The sequence below is a fragment of the Runella rosea genome (assembly GCF_003325355.1).
GTDB lineage: Bacteria > Bacteroidota > Bacteroidia > Cytophagales > Spirosomataceae > Runella > Runella rosea.
This window is the reverse complement of the sequence record NZ_CP030850.1, coordinates 2,402,247-2,427,430: the sequence shown is the minus strand read 5'-3', so window position 1 is coordinate 2,427,430 and position 25,184 is coordinate 2,402,247. Positions and strand designations below refer to the sequence as shown.

The 25,184-nt window shown below is 45.5% G+C and carries 18 protein-coding genes; 5 read left to right on the top strand and 13 right to left on the bottom strand.

Going from position 1 to position 25,184, the window contains the following annotated elements:
- Positions 1 to 50 precede the first annotated feature (50 nt).
- Both DR864_RS10305 and DR864_RS10300 read left to right on the top strand, forming a co-directional pair.
- The gene (locus DR864_RS10305; RefSeq protein WP_114066884.1) at positions 51 to 836 is read left to right on the top strand and encodes an N-acetylmuramoyl-L-alanine amidase family protein; all 786 of its coding nucleotides are present in this window, start codon (positions 51 to 53) and stop codon (positions 834 to 836) included.
- Between the two features lie 91 nt (positions 837 to 927).
- Positions 928 to 1,890 carry an MlaD family protein gene (locus DR864_RS10300; RefSeq protein WP_114066883.1) on the top strand — a complete coding sequence of 321 codons (963 nt, stop codon included), beginning with the start codon at positions 928 to 930 and terminating at the stop codon, positions 1,888 to 1,890.
- A 101-nt stretch (positions 1,891 to 1,991) separates the two neighbouring features.
- Here the strand turns inward: DR864_RS10300 and DR864_RS10295 are convergent, their stop codons facing one another.
- The 3 genes from DR864_RS10295 to DR864_RS10285 form a co-directional block, all read right to left on the bottom strand.
- On the bottom strand, positions 1,992 to 2,651 hold the full coding sequence (locus DR864_RS10295; RefSeq protein WP_114066882.1) for a DedA family protein: 660 nt from the start codon (positions 2,649 to 2,651) through the stop codon (positions 1,992 to 1,994).
- 49 nt (positions 2,652 to 2,700) lie between these two features.
- Positions 2,701 to 3,492 carry a phosphosulfolactate synthase gene (locus tag DR864_RS10290; protein WP_114066881.1) on the bottom strand — a complete coding sequence of 264 codons (792 nt, stop codon included), beginning with the start codon at positions 3,490 to 3,492 and terminating at the stop codon, positions 2,701 to 2,703.
- A gap of 281 nt (positions 3,493 to 3,773) precedes the next feature.
- Positions 3,774 to 6,182, bottom strand: a complete 2,409-nt coding sequence (locus DR864_RS10285) for a thiamine pyrophosphate-dependent enzyme (RefSeq protein ID WP_114066880.1) — start codon at positions 6,180 to 6,182, stop codon at positions 3,774 to 3,776.
- Between the two features lie 262 nt (positions 6,183 to 6,444).
- Here DR864_RS10285 and DR864_RS10280 point away from each other — a divergent pair, with 262 nt between their 5' ends.
- Positions 6,445 to 6,846, top strand: a complete 402-nt coding sequence (locus DR864_RS10280) for a DUF1573 domain-containing protein (RefSeq protein WP_114066879.1) — start codon at positions 6,445 to 6,447, stop codon at positions 6,844 to 6,846.
- Positions 6,847 to 7,048: 202 nt separating this feature from the next.
- A complete protein-coding gene (locus DR864_RS10275) occupies positions 7,049 to 8,254 on the top strand; it encodes a serine hydrolase domain-containing protein (RefSeq protein ID WP_114066878.1) in 1,206 nt (401 codons plus the stop codon).
- 35 nt (positions 8,255 to 8,289) lie between these two features.
- Here the strand turns inward: DR864_RS10275 and DR864_RS10270 are convergent, their stop codons facing one another.
- The 7 genes from DR864_RS10270 to DR864_RS10240 all read right to left on the bottom strand — a co-directional run bounded on the left by DR864_RS10270 (position 8,290) and on the right by DR864_RS10240 (position 18,671).
- Positions 8,290 to 9,171: a serine hydrolase gene (locus DR864_RS10270; protein WP_114066877.1), complete on the bottom strand. Its 882-nt coding sequence runs from the start codon at positions 9,169 to 9,171 to the stop codon at positions 8,290 to 8,292.
- A 24-nt stretch (positions 9,172 to 9,195) separates the two neighbouring features.
- A complete protein-coding gene (locus tag DR864_RS10265; RefSeq protein ID WP_114066876.1) occupies positions 9,196 to 11,112 on the bottom strand; it encodes an OmpA family protein in 1,917 nt (638 codons plus the stop codon).
- Between the two features lie 124 nt (positions 11,113 to 11,236).
- Complete coding sequence (locus DR864_RS10260; RefSeq protein WP_114066875.1) at positions 11,237 to 12,631, bottom strand: efflux RND transporter periplasmic adaptor subunit; 1,395 nt, start codon at positions 12,629 to 12,631, stop codon at positions 11,237 to 11,239.
- A 105-nt stretch (positions 12,632 to 12,736) separates the two neighbouring features.
- A complete protein-coding gene (locus DR864_RS10255) occupies positions 12,737 to 14,194 on the bottom strand; it encodes a TolC family protein (protein WP_114066874.1) in 1,458 nt (485 codons plus the stop codon).
- A 120-nt stretch (positions 14,195 to 14,314) separates the two neighbouring features.
- Positions 14,315 to 15,835 carry a serine hydrolase gene (locus DR864_RS10250; protein WP_114066873.1) on the bottom strand — a complete coding sequence of 507 codons (1,521 nt, stop codon included), beginning with the start codon at positions 15,833 to 15,835 and terminating at the stop codon, positions 14,315 to 14,317.
- Positions 15,836 to 15,945: 110 nt separating this feature from the next.
- Entirely contained in the window at positions 15,946 to 17,295 is a 1,350-nt protein-coding gene (locus tag DR864_RS10245; protein ID WP_114066872.1) for an MATE family efflux transporter, read from the bottom strand.
- Positions 17,296 to 17,555: 260 nt separating this feature from the next.
- A complete protein-coding gene (locus DR864_RS10240; protein WP_114070234.1) occupies positions 17,556 to 18,671 on the bottom strand; it encodes a Gfo/Idh/MocA family protein in 1,116 nt (371 codons plus the stop codon).
- 149 nt (positions 18,672 to 18,820) lie between these two features.
- Between DR864_RS10240 and DR864_RS10235 the strand changes: the two genes are divergently transcribed.
- Positions 18,821 to 21,355 (top strand): M14 metallopeptidase family protein, encoded by a 2,535-nt coding sequence (locus DR864_RS10235; protein ID WP_114070233.1) that lies wholly within the window; start codon positions 18,821 to 18,823, stop codon positions 21,353 to 21,355.
- 106 nt (positions 21,356 to 21,461) lie between these two features.
- Here DR864_RS10235 and dapA read toward each other — a convergent pair whose 3' ends face one another.
- From dapA to DR864_RS10220, 3 genes are all read right to left on the bottom strand, one after another.
- A complete protein-coding gene (gene dapA, locus DR864_RS10230; RefSeq protein WP_114066871.1) occupies positions 21,462 to 22,346 on the bottom strand; it encodes a 4-hydroxy-tetrahydrodipicolinate synthase in 885 nt (294 codons plus the stop codon).
- 87 nt (positions 22,347 to 22,433) lie between these two features.
- Positions 22,434 to 23,690 (bottom strand): aspartate aminotransferase family protein, encoded by a 1,257-nt coding sequence (locus DR864_RS10225; protein ID WP_114066870.1) that lies wholly within the window; start codon positions 23,688 to 23,690, stop codon positions 22,434 to 22,436.
- 98 nt (positions 23,691 to 23,788) lie between these two features.
- Entirely contained in the window at positions 23,789 to 25,159 is a 1,371-nt protein-coding gene (locus DR864_RS10220; RefSeq protein ID WP_114066869.1) for a RagB/SusD family nutrient uptake outer membrane protein, read from the bottom strand.
- Positions 25,160 to 25,184: the final 25 nt, after the last annotated feature.

The window sequence follows — 25,184 nt, the reverse complement described above, 5'->3', positions numbered from 1 at the left end:
TAAATACGTTAATACATTAGTTTTATAACTAATCACGATTCATTACGTACATGTCGACGATTCTTAAAACCCTACTGATTTTTAGCTGGATTGCGCTCTGCAGCTTTACCTTAAAATCTGATGCCGAAGGAGGGATAAAGACGGTGGTGATTGATGCAGGGCACGGCGGAAAAGACCCCGGCGCGCGCGGGCGCATCTCGCGTGAGAAAGATATTGTGCTGGACATTACCCTTCAATTGGCGCGGAAAATAAAGTCAGAAATGCCCGAAGTAAGGGTGGTTTTGACGCGTGCCAGCGATAAATTTGTGGATTTGGACGAGCGCTCCAACATTGCCAATCGCCGTAAAGCAGATTTGTTCATTTCTATTCACTGCAATTCTCTTCCGAAAAATAAAGTAAGCCCCGCTGGTACCGAGACCTTTGTGATGGGATTGCACAAGTCGGACGAAAACCTAGAAGTGGCCAAAAGAGAAAATGCGGTTATTTTGCTGGAAAAAGACTACGAAGACAAATACAAAGGGTTTAACCCGAACTCTCCGCTGGCTTATATTATGCTTGCCAACCGCCAAAATGCGTATATAGCGAGCAGTTTGAATTTTGCGGGAAAGATTGAACGCCAATTTAAAAAACACGCCGACCGCAGTAGCCGTGGGGTAAAGCAGGCGGGTTTTATGGTTTTGTGGCAAACTGCCATGCCGAGTGTATTGGTAGAAGCGGGTTTTTTGAGCCATGCCCAAGAAGAAAAATACCTTAATTCAGAAGAAGGTCAGGACCAAATCGCTGAATCTATCTTCCGAGCTTTTAAGCAATATAAGGAAGAAGTAGAAGAAAACTGATAAATTTGCCATTTCAAACAGATAGTCAAGGGTTAAAAGCTAGGCGTTATGAATGCACTTTTAACGCTTCATTTTTAACATATACTCATCCATGAAAATATCAAAAGAAGCAAAAGTTGGTATATTAGCAATTGTCACCATAGCGATGCTGTATTTTGGCTTCAATTTCTTAAAAGGTTCGGACTTCTTTTCAACAACCCATAAATACTACGTACTATACGACAACGTAGGTTCCCTCCAACCTTCCAACCCCATCAAACTCAACGGTGTTGCTGTAGGTATTGTGAAAGCAACGGAGTTGCTACAAGAGCGAGGAAACGCCGTTTTAGTAACGCTCGATATTAATCGGAACATCATTTTAACCAAAGGAACCAAAGCAATGCTTACCTCAGAATTGCTCGGAGGAAGTGCTTTGATGCTTCAGATTCCGTCGGGTGCACCTCGCCTCAACGAAGGGGATACTTTGTTGGCCGAAACCGAAAAAGGAATTCAGTCGTTGTTGCAAGAAAAAGCGTTACCAGTCGTCAAAAATGCCGATTCGCTGATTGTAAGCCTCAACAAAATCATTAACCAATTTGACCAGACGGGCTATGCCCTCAACAAATTGTTGACCACGACCGATCAAACGGCCATGGGAATAAACGCATTGGTAGACCAAAATCGGCAGACAATCGCCGCTACTATGGCCAATATCAATGCTTTGTCAGCTTCTTTGATTGAGACTGAAAAAGGAATGAAGCCCATTCTTAGTAATCTACTGACTACTACCGATTCGCTGAAAGCCCTTCGACTAGGCCAGACGTTGGCGCAGGCCAATGCCGCCGTGGCAACGCTCCAAAAATCGCTTACGGCGCTCGAACAAGGTCAGGGAACGGCGGGTAAATTATTGAAAGATCAAGCCTTGTACGATAACCTGAACCGTACGATTGTGAGTGTCAATAAATTAATGACCAATTTTCGTCAATACCCCAAGCGATACGTAAATGTATCGGTATTTAGCAAAAAGGACAAAGGCCCTGCTGATAGCCCTGCCGATACTACTTTAAAGTATTAGTTAAGCCAGAAAATAAGCATATTGATATTTGGGAACTGCCCACTAAAAAAGGTCGTGAGAACTCTCTCACGACCTTTTTTAGTGGGAAAAAGACTCGTTTATTAGGCGGTCGTTTTATTGGATGAGGACAATTTCGATTTGGCGAATTGCCACACCATCGGCAAAACGGAAAGACCAATTATCCCGAAGATGACCAATTCGAAGTTCTTCTTGACAAAGTCTAAATTTCCAAAAAAGTAACCCAACATGGTAAGGGAAGGCACCCAAAGGATAGCTCCGATGATACAAAAGAGGATGTATTTAGAATAGGTCATGCTACCGGCACCCGCCACAAAAGGAGCAATGGTGCGGACAATTGGAATAAAACGGGCCATGATGACGGTTTTGCCGCCGTGCTTGGCGTAGAACTCTTCTGTTTGTTCCAAATATTCACGCTTGAAAAACAAGATTCGTTCTCGTTTCTTGATGGTACTTCCCAAGAATTTTCCAACAAAGTAATTTACATTATCCCCCATCAACGCCGCTACAATCAGCAAAGGAATGACAATCCAAGGATTAAGCGCTCCCGTAGAGGCTGCTAAAGCGCCTGTTGCAAATAAAAGTGAATCGCCGGGAAGGAGTGGCATAACTACCAAGCCAGTTTCGGTAAAGACAATCAAAAACAGAATCAAATAGGTAAGGGTACCGTATTCGTTGATGATGTCGGCGAGGTGCTTATCGAGGTGTAAAAAAAAGTCTAAAATTTGCGCGAGAATTTCCATTTGTGTGTGATGTTTATTTTGTATTTAGTTAACGCACAATGGTGCGAGTTTACTTTGTTAACTTCCAACGCTTACGCGTTTTGTCGTTAAGAAAATGGGCGAATGTGTCGCCGCGAAGGCCCAAACGAATGGTTTCGAGCGGAATAATTTCATTAGGAGCGATATTACCCAGGTTGACATTGGCCCCAAGAAGTTTGACAAACCACACTTGTTGGGCTTTTTGAGGGGCTTCCCAAATGATGTCTTTGTTGGGAACTTGAGTTAAAATTTCCTCCACTAAACCTTGCCGTACTTCACCACTGGAGCGGAACAAACCCACGTTTCCAGATTCACGGGCCTCGCCAATTACTTTCCAAGCACCTGCTTCAAGTTCGGCTTTCATGAGTTGAATCCACTTGTAGGGAGGAATGATTTTGGTTTCATCTTTTGAACCTACTTCCGAGAGTACCTTTACCTGTTCGGCAAGGACTTTAATAAAATCACATTTGATTTCTTCGGGCATGTCTACCGAGCCATCAGAGACTTCTGCGTACTCTAAGCCGTATTCGTCAATCAAACGGCGGTAGTCTTCAAATTGATTGCGAACCACAAAGGCTTCAAATAAGGTTCCTCCGAAGTATACTGGGATTCCAGCACTTTTATAGACAGCTATCTTATCTTTCAAATTAGGAGTAACAAACGAAGTAGCCCAGCCCAGTTTGACGATGTCGATGTGCGGGGCTGAAATATCAAGCATATCTTCAATTTGACGGATGCTTAGCCCTTTGTCCATGACCATGGTTAACCCAAATTGACGAGGTTTACTGGTGCGCTCGGGGACCTGAGATAGTTTAAAATTCATACTTGTTGGTTCGGTATGTCATTAAAAATAATGTGCAAAATTAGCGATTACTATTACAACGTACTAAACCCAAGTGGAAAATATGCTGATTTTAGTCATTTATTTAATCACTATAAAATCCATAGGTTGAAAACTTTTTTAAAAAAAAGTGTATTTGTCCAAAGAAATAGACAAGCGTGTTTCCTGAAATAATCCTACTGAATAAAGAATAATAAAAAACCCGCAACCGAAATCGCGGGTAGGTGAAAAGGGTAGGAAAAGTAAGGTTTGATGCTCTAAAATCAACAAAACTCAGGGTACTGGTCTGGAGAAGCTTCACTGATTAATTGATACACTGCTTCAAAAATATCTTCCACATTTGGTTTTGAAAAATAATCCCCGTCGGAGCTGTAAGCAGGGCGGTGGGGTTTGGCCGATACGCATCGTGGGGCCGAGTCAAGCCATTTGTAGGCATTCTGTTCATCCAACACTTGCTGCATCATGTATCCACTGCCACCGCCGGGCATATCTTCGTCGGCAAAAATAACCCGATTTGTCTTTTTGATGGATTTGAGAATTTGATGGTCAACGTCAAAGGGGAGTAATGTCTGTACGTCGATAACCTCAGCACTAATTCCCGTTTGGGCGAGCTCCTCGGCGGCTTCCAACACAATGCGACACATGGAGCCATAGGTTACAATGGTTACATCCGTTCCTTCACGCAACACTTCAATCTGCCCGAGTGGAACGCAGAATTCTCCTGGATTGGAAGGCATACGCTCTTTGAGCCGGTAGCCATTAAGTGGCTCTACCACCAGTGCGGGGTCGTCGCCGCGCAGTAAGGTGTTGTACATTCCTGCGGCTTGGGTAAGGTTGCGGGGTACGCACACATGAAGGCCACGGAGACTGTGAATAACGGATGCCATGGGAGAGCCAGAGTGCCATATTCCTTCCAGACGGTGGCCGCGTGTTCGGATAATGACGGGGGCTTTTTGACCGCCTTTGGTTCGGTAGTGCAGCGAAGCCAAGTCGTCGGTGAGGGTGGCTAATGCATAAAATACGTAGTCAAAGTACTGAATTTCAACGATGGGTTTTAACCCACGAATGGCCAAGCCAATGCCTTGGCCGATGATGGTGGTTTCGCGAATGCCGGTATCAGTAATTCGCAACTCACCAAATAATTCTTGTAGGCCCGCAAATCCTTGGTTCACATCGCCGATTTTGCCCACGTCTTCACCCAAAGCTACGATTCGGGGGTCATTAGCAAATAACGCCCCAAAATTGGCACGTACTACTTCCCGCCCGTCGACAAACGGCGATTCGTCGTCGTAAATAGGAGCAACGGGTACAATTTTTAACGGAGATTCGGGAGACTGACTGTAAACGTAAGAGCTGAATCGGTCGTGGTTGATTTCAGTATTTTTTTTGAGCCAATCTGCCAGTGCCTTTTTGGCGGGTATATTTTCAGAACGCAGTATGCGGAGTGTTTTTCGAACGGCAGTGGTATTGTATCGGTGAAGGGGCACAAACTCCCGCTGTACTTCGTCAATAAGTTGGAGTAGTTCCTCTTTGAAACGGCTTTCTTGAACCGCCGCCTCAATGAGCGTCAAGGCTTCTTTCTGCTCTTTTACAATGGCTTCATTGTAGGCTTTCCACGCATCATTTCTTTGATTCCGAATAAGTTTTTTTGCTTGTTCGTCTATTTCGTCCAGCTCATCTTCGTTGGCGTAGCCGTTGTTTAGAATCCATTCTTTAAACTTACGGTTACAATCCCAATTTTTTTCCCATTCAAGCCGCTCTGCTGACTTGTAACGAGTGTGCGTGCCCGAAGAGGAATGTCCTTGTGGCTGAGTCACTTCTTGCACGTGGACGAGCACAGGCACGTGGTCGCGACGACAAATCTCTTCTGCTTTACGGTAGGTTTCCAGCAGACCAACATAATCCCACGCTTTGACCGTAAAAATTTCAATCCCCGCTTCCTCTTCGTGGCGCTGGAGCCCGGCTAGGGCTTTTGAGATACTACCTTTGGTGGTTTGGTACTCCACAGGTACCGAAATTCCGAAGCCATCATCCCAAACCGACATCAACAGCGGTACCTGCAATACTCCCGCCGCGTTCATGGTTTCCCAAAACATCCCCTGTGAGGTAGAGGCGTCGCCGATGGTGCCAAAGGTAATTTCGTTGCCTTTCCGCGAAAAATGGGTCATCGACCAGAGTTCTTCATTTTGTCGGTAAAGTTTGGACGCATAGGCCAAACCCACCGAGCGCGGAATTTGCCCTGCGGTAGGGGCAAGATCATTGATGTGATTATAGGTATCTACTTGTGATTTCCAAAGGCCGTTCTCGTCCAGAAAACGGGTTGTATAATGATTGTTCATCGAACGCCCAGCCGTATGCGGGTCAAAGGCCACATCGGCATGTCCGTACAATTGAGAAAAATATTGCTGCCAGGTGAGATTTCCCAGTGCTGCTACAATGGTTTGGTCACGATAATAACCCGAACGAAAATCTCCTTTATGAAACACCTTCGACATTGCGACCTGCGCCAACTCTTTTCCATCGCCAAAAATACCAAACTTAGCACGTCCTCCCATCACATCCTTTCGACCCAATAAGCTGGCTTGTCGGCTTTCACATACCAAACGATAATCGTTCAGAATCCCTTGACGCGTAAGGGCAATAAAGTCGGTCGCGAGTTCGTTCTCTATCACGTTTCTTGATGAAAGTTTGTAGGTTTCCGTTGAAATAAAAAGTAAAATAAATAAACATTTACTAATTATTTACAACGAATAATTAATTTCATTGTTTTGGCAAGTAAATATAAGGGAAAACAAATCAGGTTTCAAAATACAAGTTTTTTCTGTTACCTTGCCATAAAAATTTCGTCAAAAAGAACGTTTGGCAAAACTTTTGCTAGTACAATTATTGTTAGATAAGCAACCAACTTTTACAAAACTAAATTTTACAATGAACATGAAAAAGTTTCTTTCATTTTTCGTAGCAATTTTGGTATTCAGCGCAGCAAGCTACGCGCAAAAGGGAGTCGTAAAGTTCGCCAAAATCGAGCATGATTTTGCCAAAATCGAACAGGGTAAGCCCGTAAGCCATGTATTTGAGTTTACCAATACTGGCACTGATCCCGTCGTTTTAGGAAACGTAACGGCATCATGCGGTTGTACCACTCCAGAATGGACGCGTGAGCCTGTAATGCCTGGCAAAAAAGGGTCAATCAAAGCTACGTTTAATGCAGGCGTAATGGGACCTTTCAACAAAACCGTAACGGTTCCGAGCAATGCTGAAAATGGCACTTTATACTTAACCCTTAAAGGGGAAGTGGTGGCCAGCAAAGCACCTGAAGCAAAGAAAGGCAAGTAGATATTAGTGGTTGGTTATGCGATTCATAACCAACGGATTAATCTTCAGACTCCTGATTTTTAAAAGCATATAAAGGCTTTGGCTTGATGTCAAAGCCTTTTTTGTTATTTTTGTAAACGAAAGAGGGTATGGCCGGGTGTTGCAACGTATTGCGTAACGATCATACTCAATACTCAGTGCCTCGTATTTATAACCTTCAGCGATGTTTAAAACCGGTATCATTCTCGCCTTAATTGTTGCGTTTTCCTGTAATAACACGGCCGACCAGCACCATGCCGCTTCCCTTCAAAATGCACTGGCCGATTGTGTCACTGATGCAAACCTGACCCCAGAACAGATTTCTAAAATTCGGACGCGTATCAAGGCAGATCAAAAAACGGCGAGTTTGGATTCGATTTTTCGGCGAAAGTACAAGTTGGAGCGTTTTAACGGGAATGTTCTGATTGCCCAACAAGGCGTAGTGCTTTATCGAAACTCCTTTGGATATGCACAAATTGAACACAAAGATACGATGCGCTCTGAGTCCAAATTCCAGTTGGCATCGCTTTCCAAGACCTTTACGGCGGTGGCCATTCTGAAATTGTACGAAGAAGGCAAGCTAAAACTGGAGGATTCTATTCAAAAATTTATTCCGCAATTTCCCTATTCTGGTATTCAGATTAAGTCCCTATTGTCGCACCGCAGTGGCCTGCCCAACTATGCGTATGTGCTCACCGACAGCGTACGCAAGCGAAATCCTTATCCTTGCAACGACGACATTGTACGATGGTATTGTGCCGTGAAACCTAAATTATACAACACACCCAATCGGAACTTCAGTTACAGCAACACGAATTATGCCCTCTTGGCCACCATTGTAGAAAAAGTATCAGGCTTAAAATTTGAAGACTACCTGCGGCAGTATATCTTCAAACCCCTCGGAATGAAAGACACGTATTTGATTACGAGTCGTAACGATTCCTTAAATTTATACCGTACCACGGGCTATCAATACAACCGTCGTTTACCCAAGGATAATTTTGACGATGTAGTGGGAGATAAGGGCGTATATTCCACCATGGATGATGTATTGCGTTGGTATTCAGGTCTTAGTGGTGGTTGTGTTTTGCGTCCAGAAACCATGAAAGAGGCTTTTACTCCCCGGAGTTTTGAGCGTCATGGCATCAAAAATTATGGATATGGCTTCCGGATGCATGTAAACGAAGCTACGCGTGAGCCTAAGTACGTCTACCATACTGGCTGGTGGAAAGGCTATAATACATTGATGTGGTTTAGTCCTAAAAACAAGTTTGTCATCATCATTCTCAGCAACCGTTACAATCGGAGCATCTACCAAATCAAACCTATTTTGGAGGTGTTGGAAGGTAAAAGTAAAGTAGAAGAAGGCGTAGAGGAAGAGCTTTTTTAGGCTTATCCAAAGTCGACTTTATACGGATTGAGTTTCTATTTTACAAAATCGTAAATCATCTCCGAAACATCGGCCAATGTTCGTACGCCCGCTTTGGGGTCTTTTAGGTTCTTGGATAGCAGTATAAGGACGTATTTGCGTCCGTCGGGCAAAAATACAATCCCTGAATCGTGCTGCACTCCCGTGATAGAGCCTGTTTTATGCGCTACTTTTACTTCTTTGGGCAGTTTGGCTGGAATGATTTCGTTGAATTTTTGGTCAAATAAAATATCTGTCATGCCCTCCGAGGAAGTGCGGTCAATGGCTTTTTTTCTGGCGATTTTCTCAAAAATCACCATCAAATCATACGCCGTTACGGAGTTGTTCATTCCGAGCTGAAACGCTTTACTATCTTCTACGCCACGCACTACCTGAATGTCCTTTGCGCCAAAGTCGCGCATGGTAGCGTTGGCTTTCTTTGCATCCACCAAATCAATCAGAATGTTGGTGGCTAGATTACTGCTGACGATAATCATTTGGTACGTCAGGTCGTAAATGGTCATTTTTTTACCAATCATTTTGTACATCCCGTCGGCACTGTCGTCGCTTATGTCGAGGCTGAAAGTTGAGCCATCCACGATGCTTTTAAACTCGTTTTTGACCAAAATTGAATCGGTAAGCTTGAATTTACCCTCTTTTGCTTGCTTAAAAACCTCAATCATCACGGGCGTTTTCATCGTACTGGCCGCATGAAAGTTTTCCTTTTCGTTGATAAACAACGTTTGATTTGATTGCAAATCTTTGAAGGCTATACCAAAATTACCTTCTATACCTGACAGTTTAGCTTGAATAGCTTCTTTGAGGCGTGCAGCAGAAGGCTTTTGGGAAAAAGCGGGGAATATCCATCCGATCGCAATGAAAGCAAAAAAGTATTTCATAAGTATGTAGTGAAGGTTTTTGTTTTACTTGATCAGAAACTGCACCCGTCGGTTGCGGCGGCGATTTTCGTCGGTATCATTGGGGGCAATGGGTTTGGTTCCGCCTTCGCCTCGGTAGATAAGGCGAGACTCATTGATACCTTCATTGCCAAGAAAGTTTGCAATGACCTTTGCACGTTGCTCAGAAAGAATTTTGTTCAGCCGAGCATCGCCCACGTTATCGGTATGGCCTACAATTTCAATAATAATGTCGGGATTTTTGGTCATGACGGCGGCCAAACGTAGCAATTGACCGTAGGCTTCGGTGCGAAGAATATAGCTGCTTTGGTCAAAATAGATGTTGTCTTCAATGCTCACTGATTGACCCGCTTTGATATTGTCAAAAATCTTTTCGTTGATGACCCGATTTGGAGGGGTGGCAGTGGTTTTAATGATGGGAACAAGCGAGATATTGGTCAAAAACTCACCTCGATTGACCCATTCTGCCGCTGCCATCTGCATGGTTGTTTTTTCGTAGCCTTTGGCTTCAATCTCAATTAGATAAGTTTGGTCCGTTTTCAGTCTTGTTTCTCTGTATTGTCCTGTTGGTTTGGCCGCAATCACCTTTTGAGTGGCTGTATTGATAATTTTTAATCGCGCGTTCGGCACTGGTTTTTGACTTTGGCCGTCCAAAATGGCAAAACGAAAGGTTTCTAAAGGAGCGTTGGTAGCGGGTTGTTTGGTGGTTGGTACAAGTTTGGCCTCGTAATTAAACACTTGTCCAACACCAATCTCTTCGGCGTCAATTTCTCCTTTTAAAGGAGCGAAACCAGGCGCGATGGTTTCGATTTGGTAAATATCGGGTTCCACAATTTTATGTTTGATAGGCAATGCACTCTTTCGCTGGGTTACTTGTCCAGTCAGGGAGGCGGTAATTTTAAAAGTGGCCGCAACTCGTTGTCCACTAGAGGCATTTACGGCCGAAAGGTTTAGAAAAATATCGCCGATTTTCGACAGCCGTATGGTTAATGGCGTTGTTTCACTGAGTGTTTCTACAGCTTTTTCTAGTTTTTTTCGAAACGGCATGTAGCCTTTTGCTTCGGCTTCTATCCGGTAACTTCCGTTAGGGTTTAGTGAAATGGGTATTTGTCCGTTGAAAGAATTTTTTTGGTTAAATAATTCACGGTCATCGCCCTCACTCACAATCCGGAGCGTGGCGAGAATGGGCTTGCCCGTTTGCTCTTCCAAGACTTTGATTCTTAAAACAATATTACCCTTGAATAATTTAATGATTTGTACGGGTTGATTTTCTGGTGAAGGCGCAGAAACGGAGAGTTTAGATGTGTGACTTCGATAACCGTTTGCGTTCACGGTGAGGGTATATGGGCGGGGTTGGAGGGATACGCGGGCTGAAAACGTAGCATCCGTCGCACGAGTTGTGCCCGAATAGCTTTCTTTTAGGTCGTTGGTGAGCAAAAATTCCGCCGCAATTGGCTTGCCTGTCAGGGCATCGACTGCCTGAAACGTGAGTTCTTGTTTGGAAGGAGCAGAAACGATGGTAGCGGGAGATGTTTGGGTAGGTTTGGGCGGTTCCTGTGATTTTTGAGGTTCGGTTATGGCATTTTTGGGTGGCACTAGCGGTTCCAATTCAATCGTCAGAAGTGTTCTATCGTTGGTAGTACTTTTGGTAAATGTATGGGTTTGGCGGTAGGTCTTGTATTCCTGAAAAGCCACCACTATCAGGTAGTTTATATCGGGTTTTGCAGTTATTACGTACCGATCATAATTCATCTGCCCAGCAAGCTCTGTGGGGCTATTTGGGGCCAAAACCGATATAATTGGGATAAGAATGCGCTTGGTGTACTTATCTTTCACTTCAATGCCTACTTCAAATTCATTTTGGGCAAAGCCTGAAGTAAAACCGACAAAACAGAACAGAAAAAAGCAAAAAAATCGCTTCATGGGTGCAACAATGGTTAAATGACAAATTTAACGACTTTCCCCTAAAAAGAAAGAATCAGTACCTTAACGGTTCTGCCAAGGCGGAATGCCGTTAAAATACTGATTCAAAATAAGCCGTTAAAGCTTAGTTTACAGCCTTATCTTCTTCTTTTGTTTCTTTCTTTATTACCTTTTTGATAACCAGCGTGCCGTTTTTAAGGCGTTTGGATACTTCTATAAACGGCCCAGAAATAATTTCTTCCCCTTCTTTTAGGCCCGATAAGATTTCGATGTTTTCAAAATCACTAATGCCCGTGGTCACTTCTCTGGTCACGGCTTTGCCTTTGTCATTCACAAAAACAAGTTCTTTGAGTTTTTCCTCTTTTTTGTTCTTTTGCTCAGGCTCGGCAGGGGCCGGAGGTGCGTCGGGGCCTTCTTTTTTCTCCTCTTCCTCTTTGCCTCGGGTGGTAACGGCGGCAATCGGAACCGAAAGTACGCCCCCTTTACGGTCGGTGATGATTTCAACAGCGGCCGTCATACCAGGTTTGAAAGGATACGATTTTTTGGAGCGGTTCACCATCAAATCTCGGTATGATGAGTTCAGAATTTTGATTTTTACTTCAAACTCGGTGACGGCATCGGTTGAGCCTGAGCTGGCCGATGTTGTAGCCATTCCATTGGCTGTATTGGCAATTTCGGTCACTATCCCCATAAATTTTCGCTCGGCATAAGAGTCAACTTCAATGTCAACGGTGTCGCCGAGATGAACCCGCACAATATCGTTTTCATTTACATCCACCCTCACTTCCATGTTGTTGAGGTTGGCGATACGCATCATTTCCGTACCAGCCATCTGCGACGTACCTACCACACGGTCTCCAAGTTCGACGTTCAGTTTAGAAATCGTTCCGCTTTGTGGGGCGTAGATGGTTGTTTTACGGAGGTTCTCGGCCGCATCGCGCAAGGCGGCTTCGGAGCTTTGAACGTTGAATTTAGAGGCCGAAATAGCGGCTTTGGCAGCTTCTACGTTTTGCAATGCTACCCCATAGTCAGCCTCACTTCTTTCAAGGTCGGCGTCCGAAACAATTTTATCGGCTTGTAATTTTTTATTACGCTCATAATCGGCTTTTGCCCGAATCAATTGCGCATTGGATTGGGCCAGTGAGGCTTTGGAGCGTTCTACTTCCGCTTTGCTAGAATTGACCGCAGCCTGCGCACGGGCCAACAACGCATCGTAGTTGTCGGGGCGGATTTTGGCGAGCAATTGCCCTTTTACCACCGAGTCGCCTTCTTCTACGTAGAGACCGATGATTTCGCCTGGTACGTCTGGGCTGATTTTTACTTCTACCTCTGGCTGCACCCGACCCGAAGCACTCACGCGTTCAATGATGTCTATCTTTTTTACTTTGGCAAATTCTACTTCGGTCGGTTTGACTTTCCCAATCCAACCTTGTTGCTTAGCGATTAGCAACCCCGCCCCCAATGCTACCACAACGCCTCCGAGTATCCACCATAAACGAGAAGAAGATTTCTTAGCCATGATTAATTTTATTGTAAAGTGTAATTTAGTGAATGAGTAAGGAAAAAGCGTTTTTATATTCTTGTCTTTTTCCCGTTTTAATATTGATGAGGAAGGAATTTCGTTTTACTCTAAAGAGATAGGTTTGCTTTGGTAGAAATCCAGAATTTTGGTTCTGAAAAGATACTCGTATTTGGCTTGAATCAAACTGGCGCGTGAACGGTCCAAATTATTTTTGGCGATGTTGTATTCCGTGGCGTTGATAGCTCCTGCATTAAAACGTAACTCGGCGGCTTTAAACGACAATTCAAGCGACTCGATTTGTCGGGAAGTGGCCTCGTAGCGCTTGGCGGCGTTGACCATGCTATAATAAGCCTGCTCAACCGTTTGACGAATTTGGTTCTGGACGATTTGCGCTTGGTATTCCAAGTTTTTTTGCTGAATCATGGCGTTTGCAATGCGGTATTTTACCTGATAACCGTTGAAAATAGGCATCCGTAATGAAAGGGAAAGGGAGGCGTTGCGGTTAAAATTCAGTTGGTCAAAGTACCCGAAGTCCTGAATCGCACCGCTCGGGACGGTCACTTTTTCAATGACTGGGACGGTAAAACCGCCATAAGATACATAGCGCGTAGTAGAAGGAACATCCACGACTCTGGAAGCGCCACCGTCACCTACAAAACGTTGTTTTGGGGCCGCGCTGGAAAACGAAGAACTAAGCCCTCCGCCCAAAGTGATGGAGGGAAGTTTTGCACCTTTGGCAATTTCAATGCCCGTTTTGGCACTTTCAATGCGCAAGTTAGCCGCGTCCAAATCGGGTAAATACTTAATGGCCGCGTTGTAGACTTGTTCTAGGGTAGCATCGTATGGGGTTGTCGTAGAGGGCGCTGGCAGTGCGATGGGGGTTATTTCAAATACTTCACTTGCGGGCAGATTGAGGAGTTGTTTCAACGTCAATTTCGACAGTTCGATATTATTTTGTGCATTGACAATCGACAGTTCGTCGTTGGCTAACTGCGATTGAATATCATACAGGTTGATTTGCGACAAAGACCCTGCCTTGACCAATCTATCCGTGCGGTCTAATTGCAGGCGGGTAGTTTCGGCCTGACGACGGGCAAATTCGAGTTGTTCCTGATTGTTCAATACGGAAATATAGCTCGAAGCAACATTCAAAATCAAGGTGTTGCGGTTTGACTCGACATCTTTCTGGGTGGCAAGAACGTTGGTTTGGTTTTGTTTGATGATATTTTTTTGCTGATAACCATTAAACAAATTGACGCCCGTATTGACCGAGAAGTTGGAGAAATTGACCGTTTGCTCCACAAACTGGTTGGTAAACGGGTCAATGTTACGTCCTGATTGTAAACCTTGGCTTCCGCTGAAGTTGAGGGTAGGATAACGCTGCCATTTTGACTGTTCAAAAACGTTCTGATTCGTTTGAACTTGCAGCATTAATTGCCGCAATTGCAGGTTGTTTTCCAACGCAATCGTAATGCACTGTTGGAGGGTATATTTTTGTTGAGCTTGGACGTGGACTAATACGCTAACACCCAGCGCAAAGGCGAGTAACCATTTTTTCATCGCTGTTTCGGATTTTCGATGTCAAGGTTACAAAACTAAATTTGCTCCCTCTACTAAATTTGGATAAACGGTGATATAAGTATATCAACGCTTTAAATTCAAAGATTTTGAAAATCAGTTTTATTTAATCACTTTTTGAAAACCAATTTCTCCAGCATTGGCCAAGTGGAGAGTCACCCGTTCGATTTCGCCCGTTGGTCCTATTTTAAAATCAAATTTCGTTTGGTCAAAGATGCCAGTGCCTTCAAATATATCGTAGTGATAATGTGTGAGCGTGAAGGGAAGCCCATGAAAAGCACCTACGTAAGTGCCGTCGGTTTTGGGCTCCAGCACAAAGGTGCCGTAGGCAGGATGCTCAAAGGTTCCAGCGTAAGAATCGGGTATGTGGGAGGGGGCAGTATTGTTTTTGCGTTTTGAGGCGTTGTCGAGTTTTGCCTTTTCCTGCTTTGCTTTTGCTTCGACTTGGGCGTTTTTGAGGCGAGGAGTCCAGTCAATGACGGGTAAATTGAGCCATTTGTCGGAGAAATAATTGCATACTGCATTGACAAAATAATAATCTACGGCCCCCGTATTGGTGAGAATCACGACGCCGATATTGTCGTTGGGGAAAAAAGCCATTTGTGAACGGTACCCTTCAATCGAGCCATTGTGGGCTAGTCGGAGGTGCCCACGGTAGGTGTTGATGCTCCATCCCATGCCGTAAGAAGCATAACCCAACTCGCTAAACGTTGCCTCGGCGGGTGATACGATAATTTGCGGGGTATGGTTTTCTTTTAGATTAGCGGCCGAAACGATTTGTTTGTCCCCAAACTTCCCTTTATTGAGTTGCATGATGAGCCAATTAGCCATTTCAACCACGTTGGATTTGATGGACCCCGCTGGACCGATAGCATCCACGTTGCTGCCAAACCCCTGTTCTGTCCATTGGCCGTTGGAGTCGCGGTACGAAAGTGCATAGTCCTCTTTCTGAAATAGTTCTGGATAAGTAAGCACTGTTTGGTTCATGCCGAGCGGTTGCAGGATTTTTTCCCGTAAAAAGTTTTCCCAACTTTTGCCAGAGACGCGTTCAATCAAAACGCCTGCGGTCATAAACATCAAATTGTTGTATTGGTACTGGGCGTACAGGGGCTTTGAAAGTGGCAAGTATTTCAGGTTTTGGTATAAACTCTGACGTCCCAGATTGGCATAAAGCCACGTGAGGTCGTGGCGGGCGAGGCCAGTGCGATGAGACACCAAATCTCGGGCTGCAATGGTTCTCGTGGCAAATTCGTCCTGCAATTGAAAATCAGGAAGGTATTCTTTGATGGGTTTGTTCCAATCCAGTTTTCCCTCATCGGCCAGAATCGCTAACGCCGCCGATGTAAACGATTTGGTACAGGAGGCAATCGGGAAAAGGGTTTTTTCCGTAACGGGTAAATTTTTCTTGATGTCTTTGAATCCATAACCTTTGGCGTACAGAAGTTTACCATCTTTCACAATGGCCACCGATGCCCCTGGTACGCGCCATTCCACAAGCATTTGGTTGACAAACGCATCAAAGCCAGTCAGTGGATCGGAGGGTGGGAGAGGGGTGTTTTTCTTTTGGGCAAAAGTGACAAACGTGAGTAAACAAAGGAGGACGAAGGAGTAACGGGGATTCATAAAGGGTCGATGTTTTTACAAATATTGATAAAACTTAAAGGAAGTAATACTGTTAAGGCGGAGTATTTTTGCTTTAAGTAAAAGAATCAATAAAAAAACATTTCCCAAGGCTACGCTATGGGCAAATTGGAGGGTTCGGGTCGTTTTAAGCGCACCAATCGGTAGAATCGAATGGTCAGAAAAACCGCCGAAAACGTAAGCCCCGCCGAGAGAGCAATCCAAATTCCTTCGACATCCATTTGGAAGGTAAAAGCCAATACATAACTCAAGGGGAGGGAAATCCCCCAGTAGGCTATCAGTGTGATAATGGTGGGGACATTGACATCTGATACGCCACGCAATGTACCCAGACCCGTTGCCTGAATGCCGTCGGAGAGTTGAAAAAAACCCGCGTATATCATGAGTGTTGCCGCAATTTGCGTTACTTCTGGATTGTCTTTCAGGTAGAGAGACACAAGAAAATCACTCGCCGTCAGGAATGTAATGCACCATACGCCCATAAATGCCGCAACCAACACAAAAGCGGCCGTACCCGCACTGCGCACGTTTTTTGGCTGTTGCTCACCAAAAGCACGTCCCACGCGGATGGCTCCCGCTGAGGCAATACCCGTGGCCATCATGTAAGTGGTGGAAGCTAAATTGATGGCGATTTGGTGGGCGGCCAACTGACTTTCACCCAGCCAGCCAATCATGACTACTGCCAGTGAAAAAGCGGCTACCTCAAAGAAAAACTGAAACCCGACGGAGACGGATAACCGTAAGATTTTGACCACTAGTTCGGTACTTACGCGACGGGCGGCCACAAGATACCGTGAAAAATGTTTGGTTTTATAGATATAGACCAGAATAGCCACCGCCATATAGATGCGCGATAACAGCGTTCCTGCGGCGGCTCCGTTGAGGCCCATTTTTGGAAAAATCCAGATACCATTAATCAGTAACCAGTTGACCAAAGCATTGAAACATAGGGCCGAAACGGTTACAATCATGGCCACTCGTGTATAGGAAAGCCCGTCGGCTAACTGCCGGGCTGCCACAAATATCAATAACGGCAAGGTAGAAATGCTTAAATAGTACATGAATGGCTCAGCCAAGCGGGCTACTTCGGGTGTTTGGCCTAAAGCGTCCATATTCATTCCAATGGCCATCCCTACGAGTCCTAGTACAATACTCATTAAAATGGCTACGTAAAGCCCCGCCCGAAACAACCGCCCGATTTCGGCCGTATCATTTTGTCCTTTGGCTTGGGAAATGAGCACCGCAATGACGCCTAATCCACCAAAACCAATGCTCGTGACCAGAAACGACAGCGAAGTAGCCAAGCCTGCGGCGCCCAATGGCACCGCACCCAGAAAACGCCCAACCATCAGATTGTCGGTAACGCCCATGAGAATAACGCCGAGTTGGGCAATGATGATGGGAATACTTAACTTAATCGTTTCAAAAATTTCGCGACGCATGACTGATTTGGAATAATTCAAATTGTACTTAGGTATTTACTTTTCAACCCAAGATTTTAAAAAATAGTTTGGCCGTCAGCGTGTATGTTGCAGAGTAGTAAAAATGTAACCTTATTCTATGACTTACTGCTTTTCTTGATTGAATTCTTCTTTTTTGTAAACAATGGTGTCATAGAACAGGAAATCGGTATTGAAATGCTTCGATACCGATTTCCAAAGTTTGGGATGACTCATGTTGGTTGAATGAGGTGAAAAAGTAACTAAACAGGCACTTTTTTACCTCCCGCCGCAATAGATTTGTAAATTGCTTCTATCACTTTCATATCTTTCAAACCTTCTTCGCCCGATATGTTGGGTTCAGGTTTTCCGTTCAGAATACAATCGGCCATGCCGTCCATTTGCCAAGTTTGGTGCATTTTGGTCGTATCCCAGCTCATTTCCCCTTTATGGGTGCGGCCTTTCATGGGGCCGTAGCCAAAAGCAGGGCCGAGTTCGACAAAGCCTTTTTCGCCAATTACGTAGAGGCGTTCAAAATTATTGAAATTATAAGTAGTTGAACAAGAAGCTATTACTCCACTAGGAAAACCCATTTGCCAGGTCACGGTCTCGTCTACTTCCTTAAATTTCACGGGGTCAGTTTTGGCTTCTTCTGCCGAAACCCAAATAGGCTCTTCACCCGTGGCGTAGCGAGCACCATTAATACAATAAATACCGACATCCATCAGGGCGCCTCCTCCCGCGAGGGCTTTTTTGAGTCGCCATTGATTAGGGTTGCCACTTTTGAAGCCGTCATAAGTATTTACGTGCATAATTTTGCCTAATTCACCCGATTCTCGCATCCGTATCAATTCGCGGGTATAGGGTTCGAAGTGCAGTCGGTAGCCAATATATAGCTTCACATTGGCTTTTTTACAGGCTGCAATCATCTCTTGTGCCTGTTTTACGCTGACGCTCATAGGTTTTTCACAAATGACGTGTTTGCCCATTTTGGCGGCCCGAAGGGTATATTCGTGGTGCATTGAATTGGGCAGCGTAATGTACACCGCGTCGATGTTGGGATTATCTTTGATTTTTTCAAAGTCTTTATAATCGTAGAAATTGGCTTTGTCCAAACCGAATTTATCCGACCATTTTCCGACTTTTTCGGGTGTTCCCGTTACTCCTCCCACCAACTTGGCTATTTTGCAGTCTTTCATGGCAGTAGCCACCCGCTCTGCATAACTTCCAAGGCCTACCAAGACCACCCGAAGTTGTTTGTCAGCGACAGGGCTAGTTTCAGGAAGTACTGCGGCCTCCGCTGGCGTTAGTGCAGATACCAAAGGCAGGGTTAATGCCGAGCCACCAATCTTGAGAAGAAAATCACGACGAGATTTCATGAAGTTGTTACAGTTAGTTTCTCTAAAAAGCACCAATACGTCGTTTTCTATGGTTGCTACGGCTAAATTTGTCAAATACATTCAAAAGAAGTTTGTCTATCTTTGTTACAAAAGTCCTTAGAATGCCATTTATCTTCAAACAAAACCCAATGAGAAAATTTACGTTCATTTTAGCAGGATTACTCCTGGCACTTCAATCCTTTGCTCAACTCCAATCTCCCCAACAATTTTTCGGTTTTGCCCCTGGCGAACAAATGGTTCCTACGCACCGGTTGTACCAATACGCTGATCATGCTGCCTCTCAGGTTCCTGCCAAGGTGAAAGTGATGTCGTATGGCCAAACGTTTGAAAAACGCCCCTTGATGATGGTCGTGGTTAGTTCCGAAGAAAACATGAAGAACTTGGAGCAAATTCGGACCGACCACCTCAAAAGCATTGGAATGTTGGCTGGTCAGCCCACGAGCAAAACTCGCCCAGCCGTGATTTGGATGAGCTACAACGTACACGGCAACGAAGCCACCAACTCCGCCGCATTTCCCAAGGTATTGCACGAACTATTGGCGGGTGGAACCGTGTCTGACAAAATCTTAAAAAACGCCGTTATCATTCTCGCGCCTTGTCTCAACCCCGACGGCCACGACCGGTATGTAAACTGGTACAACCAAAAAATAGGAACTTCGCCCAACGCCAATACCTCCGCCTGGGAACACGGCGAGCCGTGGCCAGGTGGTCGATACACGCACTATTTGTTTGACCCCAACCGCGATTGGGCTTGGCAAACGCAGGAAATTATGCAACAGTTGGTTGCAGTATATCACCAATGGATGCCGCACGTTCACGGCGATTTTCACGAAATGGGGCCCAACAGTCCGTATTATTTTGCACCTTCGGCTAAGCCATACCACGAAGATATTACCCCTTGGCAACGCGAAATGCAGGATGTGGTCGGAACTTATAACAAACGTTATTTTGACCGTAACAACTGGTTGTACTACACGCGTGAGCGCTTCGATTTGTTTTACCCCAGCTATGGCGACACTTGGCCTACCTACAACGGTGCCATTGCGATGACCTACGAACAAGGTGGCGGCGGCATCGCCGGATTGGCCTACGAGCGGACCGAAGAAGGCGATACCTTGCGCCTTACCGACCGTGTAGCCCACGTGGCAGCGGCCAGTATTGCTACCATGGAAGCCATTGCCGACCGCTCAGCAAAAGTAGTGGACGAATTCATTAAATTTTATGATCGTAACCAAAACAACCCGCTTGGAAACTATAAGTCGTACGTGATAAAAGCCGCGGGCGAAGAAGGTCGTATTAAGGCATTGAAAGAATTATTGGATAAAAACCAAATTCGCTACGGATACGCCACCGACTCCAAGTCATTGACGGGTTATAATTACTTAAATCAAAAAGACGAAGCCTTTAAAACCGACGCGGGCGATTTGGTCATCAGCGCCTATCAGCCCAAATCCAACCTGTTGAAAATATTATTTGAAACCAAGCCAAAACTGGAAGATTCGGTGACGTATGACATTACGTCGTGGTGCGTTCCGTTGGCATTTGGGGCCAAAACCTACGGTGTTAAAGAGAAGCTTACGCCCGGCGCGCAACCAGCCGCCACTGTCCAACCCGCAACGGGCATGGTAAATAAGCCTTACGCCTACCTTGTCAATTGGAAATCAGCCGAAGATGCCAAGTTTTTGGCCGCGGTTCTTAAACAAAAAATACGCGTTCGGGCGGCCGAAAAGCCGTTTGAAATTGGCGGTAAAGCTTACGCGCAAGGAACGCTTGTCATTACCCGCGCAGGCAACGAACTGCTAGGCGATGCCTTTGACAAAATCATTCGGGCAGAAGCCACCAAACTTGGCATCACCCTCAACGCCACCGAGGGCGGTGGGGCTACTAAAGGCTCTGATTTTGGTTCTGATTATGTATTTAACCTGAAAGCAGCTCCGCGCATCGGCCTGATTGCGGGCGAAGGCACCTCAATGACCGCCGTGGGCGAAGTGTGGCATTTCTTCGATCAAGAACTCAAATACCCCATCACACTGATTGACCCCAACAGCCGCTTTACAAGCATCCTTCCGTTTGCGAAACTGGACGTGTTGATTATTCCTACTTCGTTTGGTGCAAATATCCTGCGCGAAAGCCAATTTCCTGCATTGCGCGAGTGGTTGCGCGGGGGCGGCAAATTGATTTTGTTAGAAAATGCTACCTCATTATTGGCCGATAAAGAAGGATTTGGCCTCAAAAACAAAAAAGAGGACGGCAAAAAAATGGACAAAAAAACATCGGCCGACTCGCTCAAAGTATACGGCAACCGTGAGCGTGAGGCGGTTTCGGACGATACCCCCGGTAGTATTTACCGTATCAAACTTGACAATTCGCACCCGTTAGCCTTTGGTTTCCCTGACCATTTCTTTGCTTTGGTCAACAACACTTACAACTACGACTTCCTAAAAGATGGTTGGAACGTAGGGTATTTGAAGAAAGAAAAAGAGAGCTATGTGGCTGGATTTACGGGTAAAAATGCCAAAGAAAAACTGCAAAATGCGCTGTTTTACGGCGTTGAAGAAATTGGACGCGGCAAGGTGATTTACATGGCAAACGACCCGCTCTTCCGTGGTTTCTGGTACAACGGCAAACTGTTGTTTTCCAACGCGGTATTTATGGTTCCTTAACCAGATCGTAATGTAGGTTTCTCAAAACTTGCATTACTAAAAAAACAAAAGCGCGGGACCCAGTCTCGCGCTTTTGTTTTATATATCAATCGTAACAGAGTTTAGCTTATATCAGCCCTTCTTTTTCCATAATTGCTTTCAGCGTCATGCCCAGTTCATCTGAAGCTTTGACCAACGGCAAACGCACCTCACTGCTGCAAATGCCTTTGATTTCGAGGCACTTTTTGATTCCTACTGGATTAGACTCGGCGTACAACGGCGCATCCATGTCCAGAAAACGGTACTGAATAGCGGCGGCTTCATCCATGCGGCCTTCAATAGCGTGCCAGGTCATTTCCGTAAATTCTTTGGGGAATGCGTTGGCAATCACCGAAATAACTCCTCTCCAGCCCACGCTTACCATCGGTGTCACGTGGTTATCGTCTCCCGAAATCAAAAGAAAATCACTCGGGCATTCGCTGGCAAGTTCCATGTACTGGTCAAAATTCCCGCACGCATCTTTGATACCGATGATATTGGGGAGTTTTGCCAATTCTGCAATGGTTTCTACTTTCATGTTGACCACCGTCCGTCCGGGTACGTTATACAGAAAAACGGGTACGGGGCTTGCGTCGGCAATGGCCGTAAAATGCGCAATCAGGCCTTTTTGCGAAGGTTTATTATAGTAAGGACATACCGACAAAACTGCATCGACGCCCGTCAAATCCGTTTGTTTGAATGTTTCCAGCACCGCGCGGGTGTTGTTTCCTCCCAACCCATACACAATGGGGAGCTTTTTAGGGTTGTTTTCCTGCACAAACTTGAGCAAATCCAGCTTTTCCTGAGCGGTGGTGGTCGATGTTTCTCCCGTAGTACCCTGTACCACAAGGTAGTTAACGCCACTATCGCTTACAAAGTGAAGGAGTTTTTGGAGAGCAGGAAAATCAATGTCGTGGTTAGCGTCAAAAGGGGTCACAAGCGCAACGCCTACGCCTAAAAATCTGGTGTCCATTGGGTACTTTTTCCGTTAGTTATTAATTGAGATTGGTGGAGGTTAAAAATCGGGTCACGACTTTCGCTGCAAAGGTATCAAAATTTGTTAATCAATCGCTCCCAAAATTATCGCACAGGCTTCGCGAATCTGCGCTTCAGAAATAACCAAAGGCGGCGCCAATCTCATGGAATTATCACAAAATAAGAACCAATCCGTAATAACACCGCCGCCATTTTGGCTGTTTTGAATGGCCCGGTCGATGATGGGTTTCAACACGTCAAAGGATGCAAACTCTACCGCCAGCATTAACCCTCGCCCACGGATTTCTTTAATTTTTGGATGAATCAATAATCTTTTAATCAAATCTCCTTTCTCATTAATGCTCAATTCCTCATTTTCTCCGTTTCCCCTTGTTCCGTCCAAAATATCCTGCACCACTTCCAACGTGGCCAACGAAGCCGCACAACTCACTGGATGGCCACCAAAAGTGGTTATATGCCCTAAAATCGGATTATTTTTAAAAACAGACATGATTTCTTTGGACGCAATGAAGGCTCCGATGGGCATGCCGCCGCCCATGCCTTTGGCGCACAAAAGCACATCGGGCACCACGTTGTAGTGTTCAAACGCCCAGAAGGTACCCGTTCGGCCAAAGCCCGTTTGAATTTCATCAAAAATCAGGAGTGTTCCTGTCTCGTCGCAGCGTTTTCGCAGGGCTTGGTGATAGGCTTCGGTCGGTACGCGTACGCCCGCTTCTCCCGAAATCACCTCAATAATCACCGCCGCCGTACGGGTCGTAATTTTCTCTAAATCTTCGAGTATTCCGTGCCGAATATGACGAACATCAGGTAATAAAGGGCGAAAACTCCGCTTAAAAAACTCCGCCCCCGCCAAACTCAACGCGCCCTGGGTAGAGCCGTGGTAGGCATTAAAGCAGGAAATAATTTCGGAACGACCCGTAAAACGCTTGGCCAACTTCATGGCTCCTTCCACGGCTTCGGTGCCAGAGTTGGTAAAATAGACATTGTCTAATGACCCGAACCTTGGCAGGGTTTTGAACCCTGCCAAGGTTTTAACCAACGCTTCGGCAAGTTTGACCTGCGGGGTTTCGATATATTCGCCATACACCATCAAATGCAGGTATTTATCCAACTGATTATGAATAGCTTCCAGCACTTGTGGGTGCCGATGCCCCACGTTGCTGACGGCAATTCCCGAAATCATGTCGATGTAGCGTTGGCCGTTTTGACCGTATAAATAGATTCCCTCGGCTCGCTCGATGTCTAGTGCCAACGGAAAATCGGAGGTTTGAGCGAGGTGGTTATAAAAAAGCTGTTGTCGGTGAGAAAGTGCGGGGGTCATTGAGAATTCAATTTTTCAGGTGCAAATATCAACAAAAAACCTTCGACCAAGGCCGAAGGTTTTTTGTTTTTAATAATAACAAAGACGTGAAGCAGTTTCTAGTAACCCACGTTTTGTGTCAATTGTTTGTTAGCATCTATTTCACGCTGAGGAATCGGAAAAATCAAGCGGGGGCTGTTGAAGTCCAACGCGCCCACTTTGCCTTTCAAACGCTTAATATCGTGCAACGTGTGCCCTTCAAAAGCCAGTTCTAACTTGCGTTCTTTCAAAATATCAGCAATAGTCACCTCGGTTAAAGCCGTTGCACCCGCTCTGGCACGAATCGCATTGATATCTGCCAAAGGGGCCGCTCCTACGGTCGTACCAAGGCGGAAATTAGCTTCGGCACGAATTAAATGCATTTCCGCCAAACGCATGATAGGGACATTTCCAAAACGGTCTAAGTGCTTTTGAGTAAAGGTGTTATTAGCAGCTACTTGAAAAAACTCACCCCGCGTATCACCCGCTCCGTATAGGGCACGGTGGGCTGGCAAAATACGAAAATCGCCGCGACCTGCGGTACCTGGAATTGAACTTACCGTTGCTCCAAAATAAGTATTGAGGCTATTGGTACCATCTTGCGATGTGACTGTCATTGAAAAAACATACTCCGCTGGATTTGCACCACCATTTCTCAAAAACGTGTAAAACAAGGAACTAAATGGAGTCACCAAACGCTGACGACCAGAAGTAATCACCCGATTGGCGGCATCGCGTGCAGAAGCATAATTTCCCTGCTGCAAATACACCCGGGCCAACATACCAGCGGCGGCATTTTTGGTGGCATAGATAGTATTGGTAGCGGGCAATAAATTCTCGGCTTTGGTCAAATCGTCCAATACCTGCGCGTATACTTCGGCCACACTGTTACGTTTTCTGTAGTCAGCATCGGTCACACTCCGCGTAGGCTCAAGCACAAGCGGCACTCCCAGATTGGCGGCATTGTCGCCATCGCCCCATGTTTTGGCATAAAGACGTACCAGTTCAAAGTACAACGAACCACGGATAAAACGCGCTTCACCTTCGATACGCGCCTTTTTGGCCTCTTCTACCTTATCCAATGCCGACAAAACATTATTACAACGGTTGATGGCCCGATAGGTATCGCTCCAAGTCACATCGGCAGTTGAGTTGGCGGTGGTTAATTGCTTATCAAAAATTTCGAGTAAGTTGGCAAAAGTACCGCCAAAGCGAATTTCGCCCGCATCACCGTATAAATCGGATACGTACTGAAAAGCCCCCCCGTACACGTCACCATCCTGAATACCGTCGTAGCAACCAATCAGGGTCACTTCAACATCTTTGGAAGTACTCAAAGCGGCCACGTCATCAATACTTTGGGTGGGTGCTACATTGAGTTTTTGGTCGCAACCGCTCAACAGCGTCAACGCAGCGGCGGTTAAAAAGCTATATTTGAATAGTCTATTCATTTTCTGAAAGTCGTTTTAAAGAGGA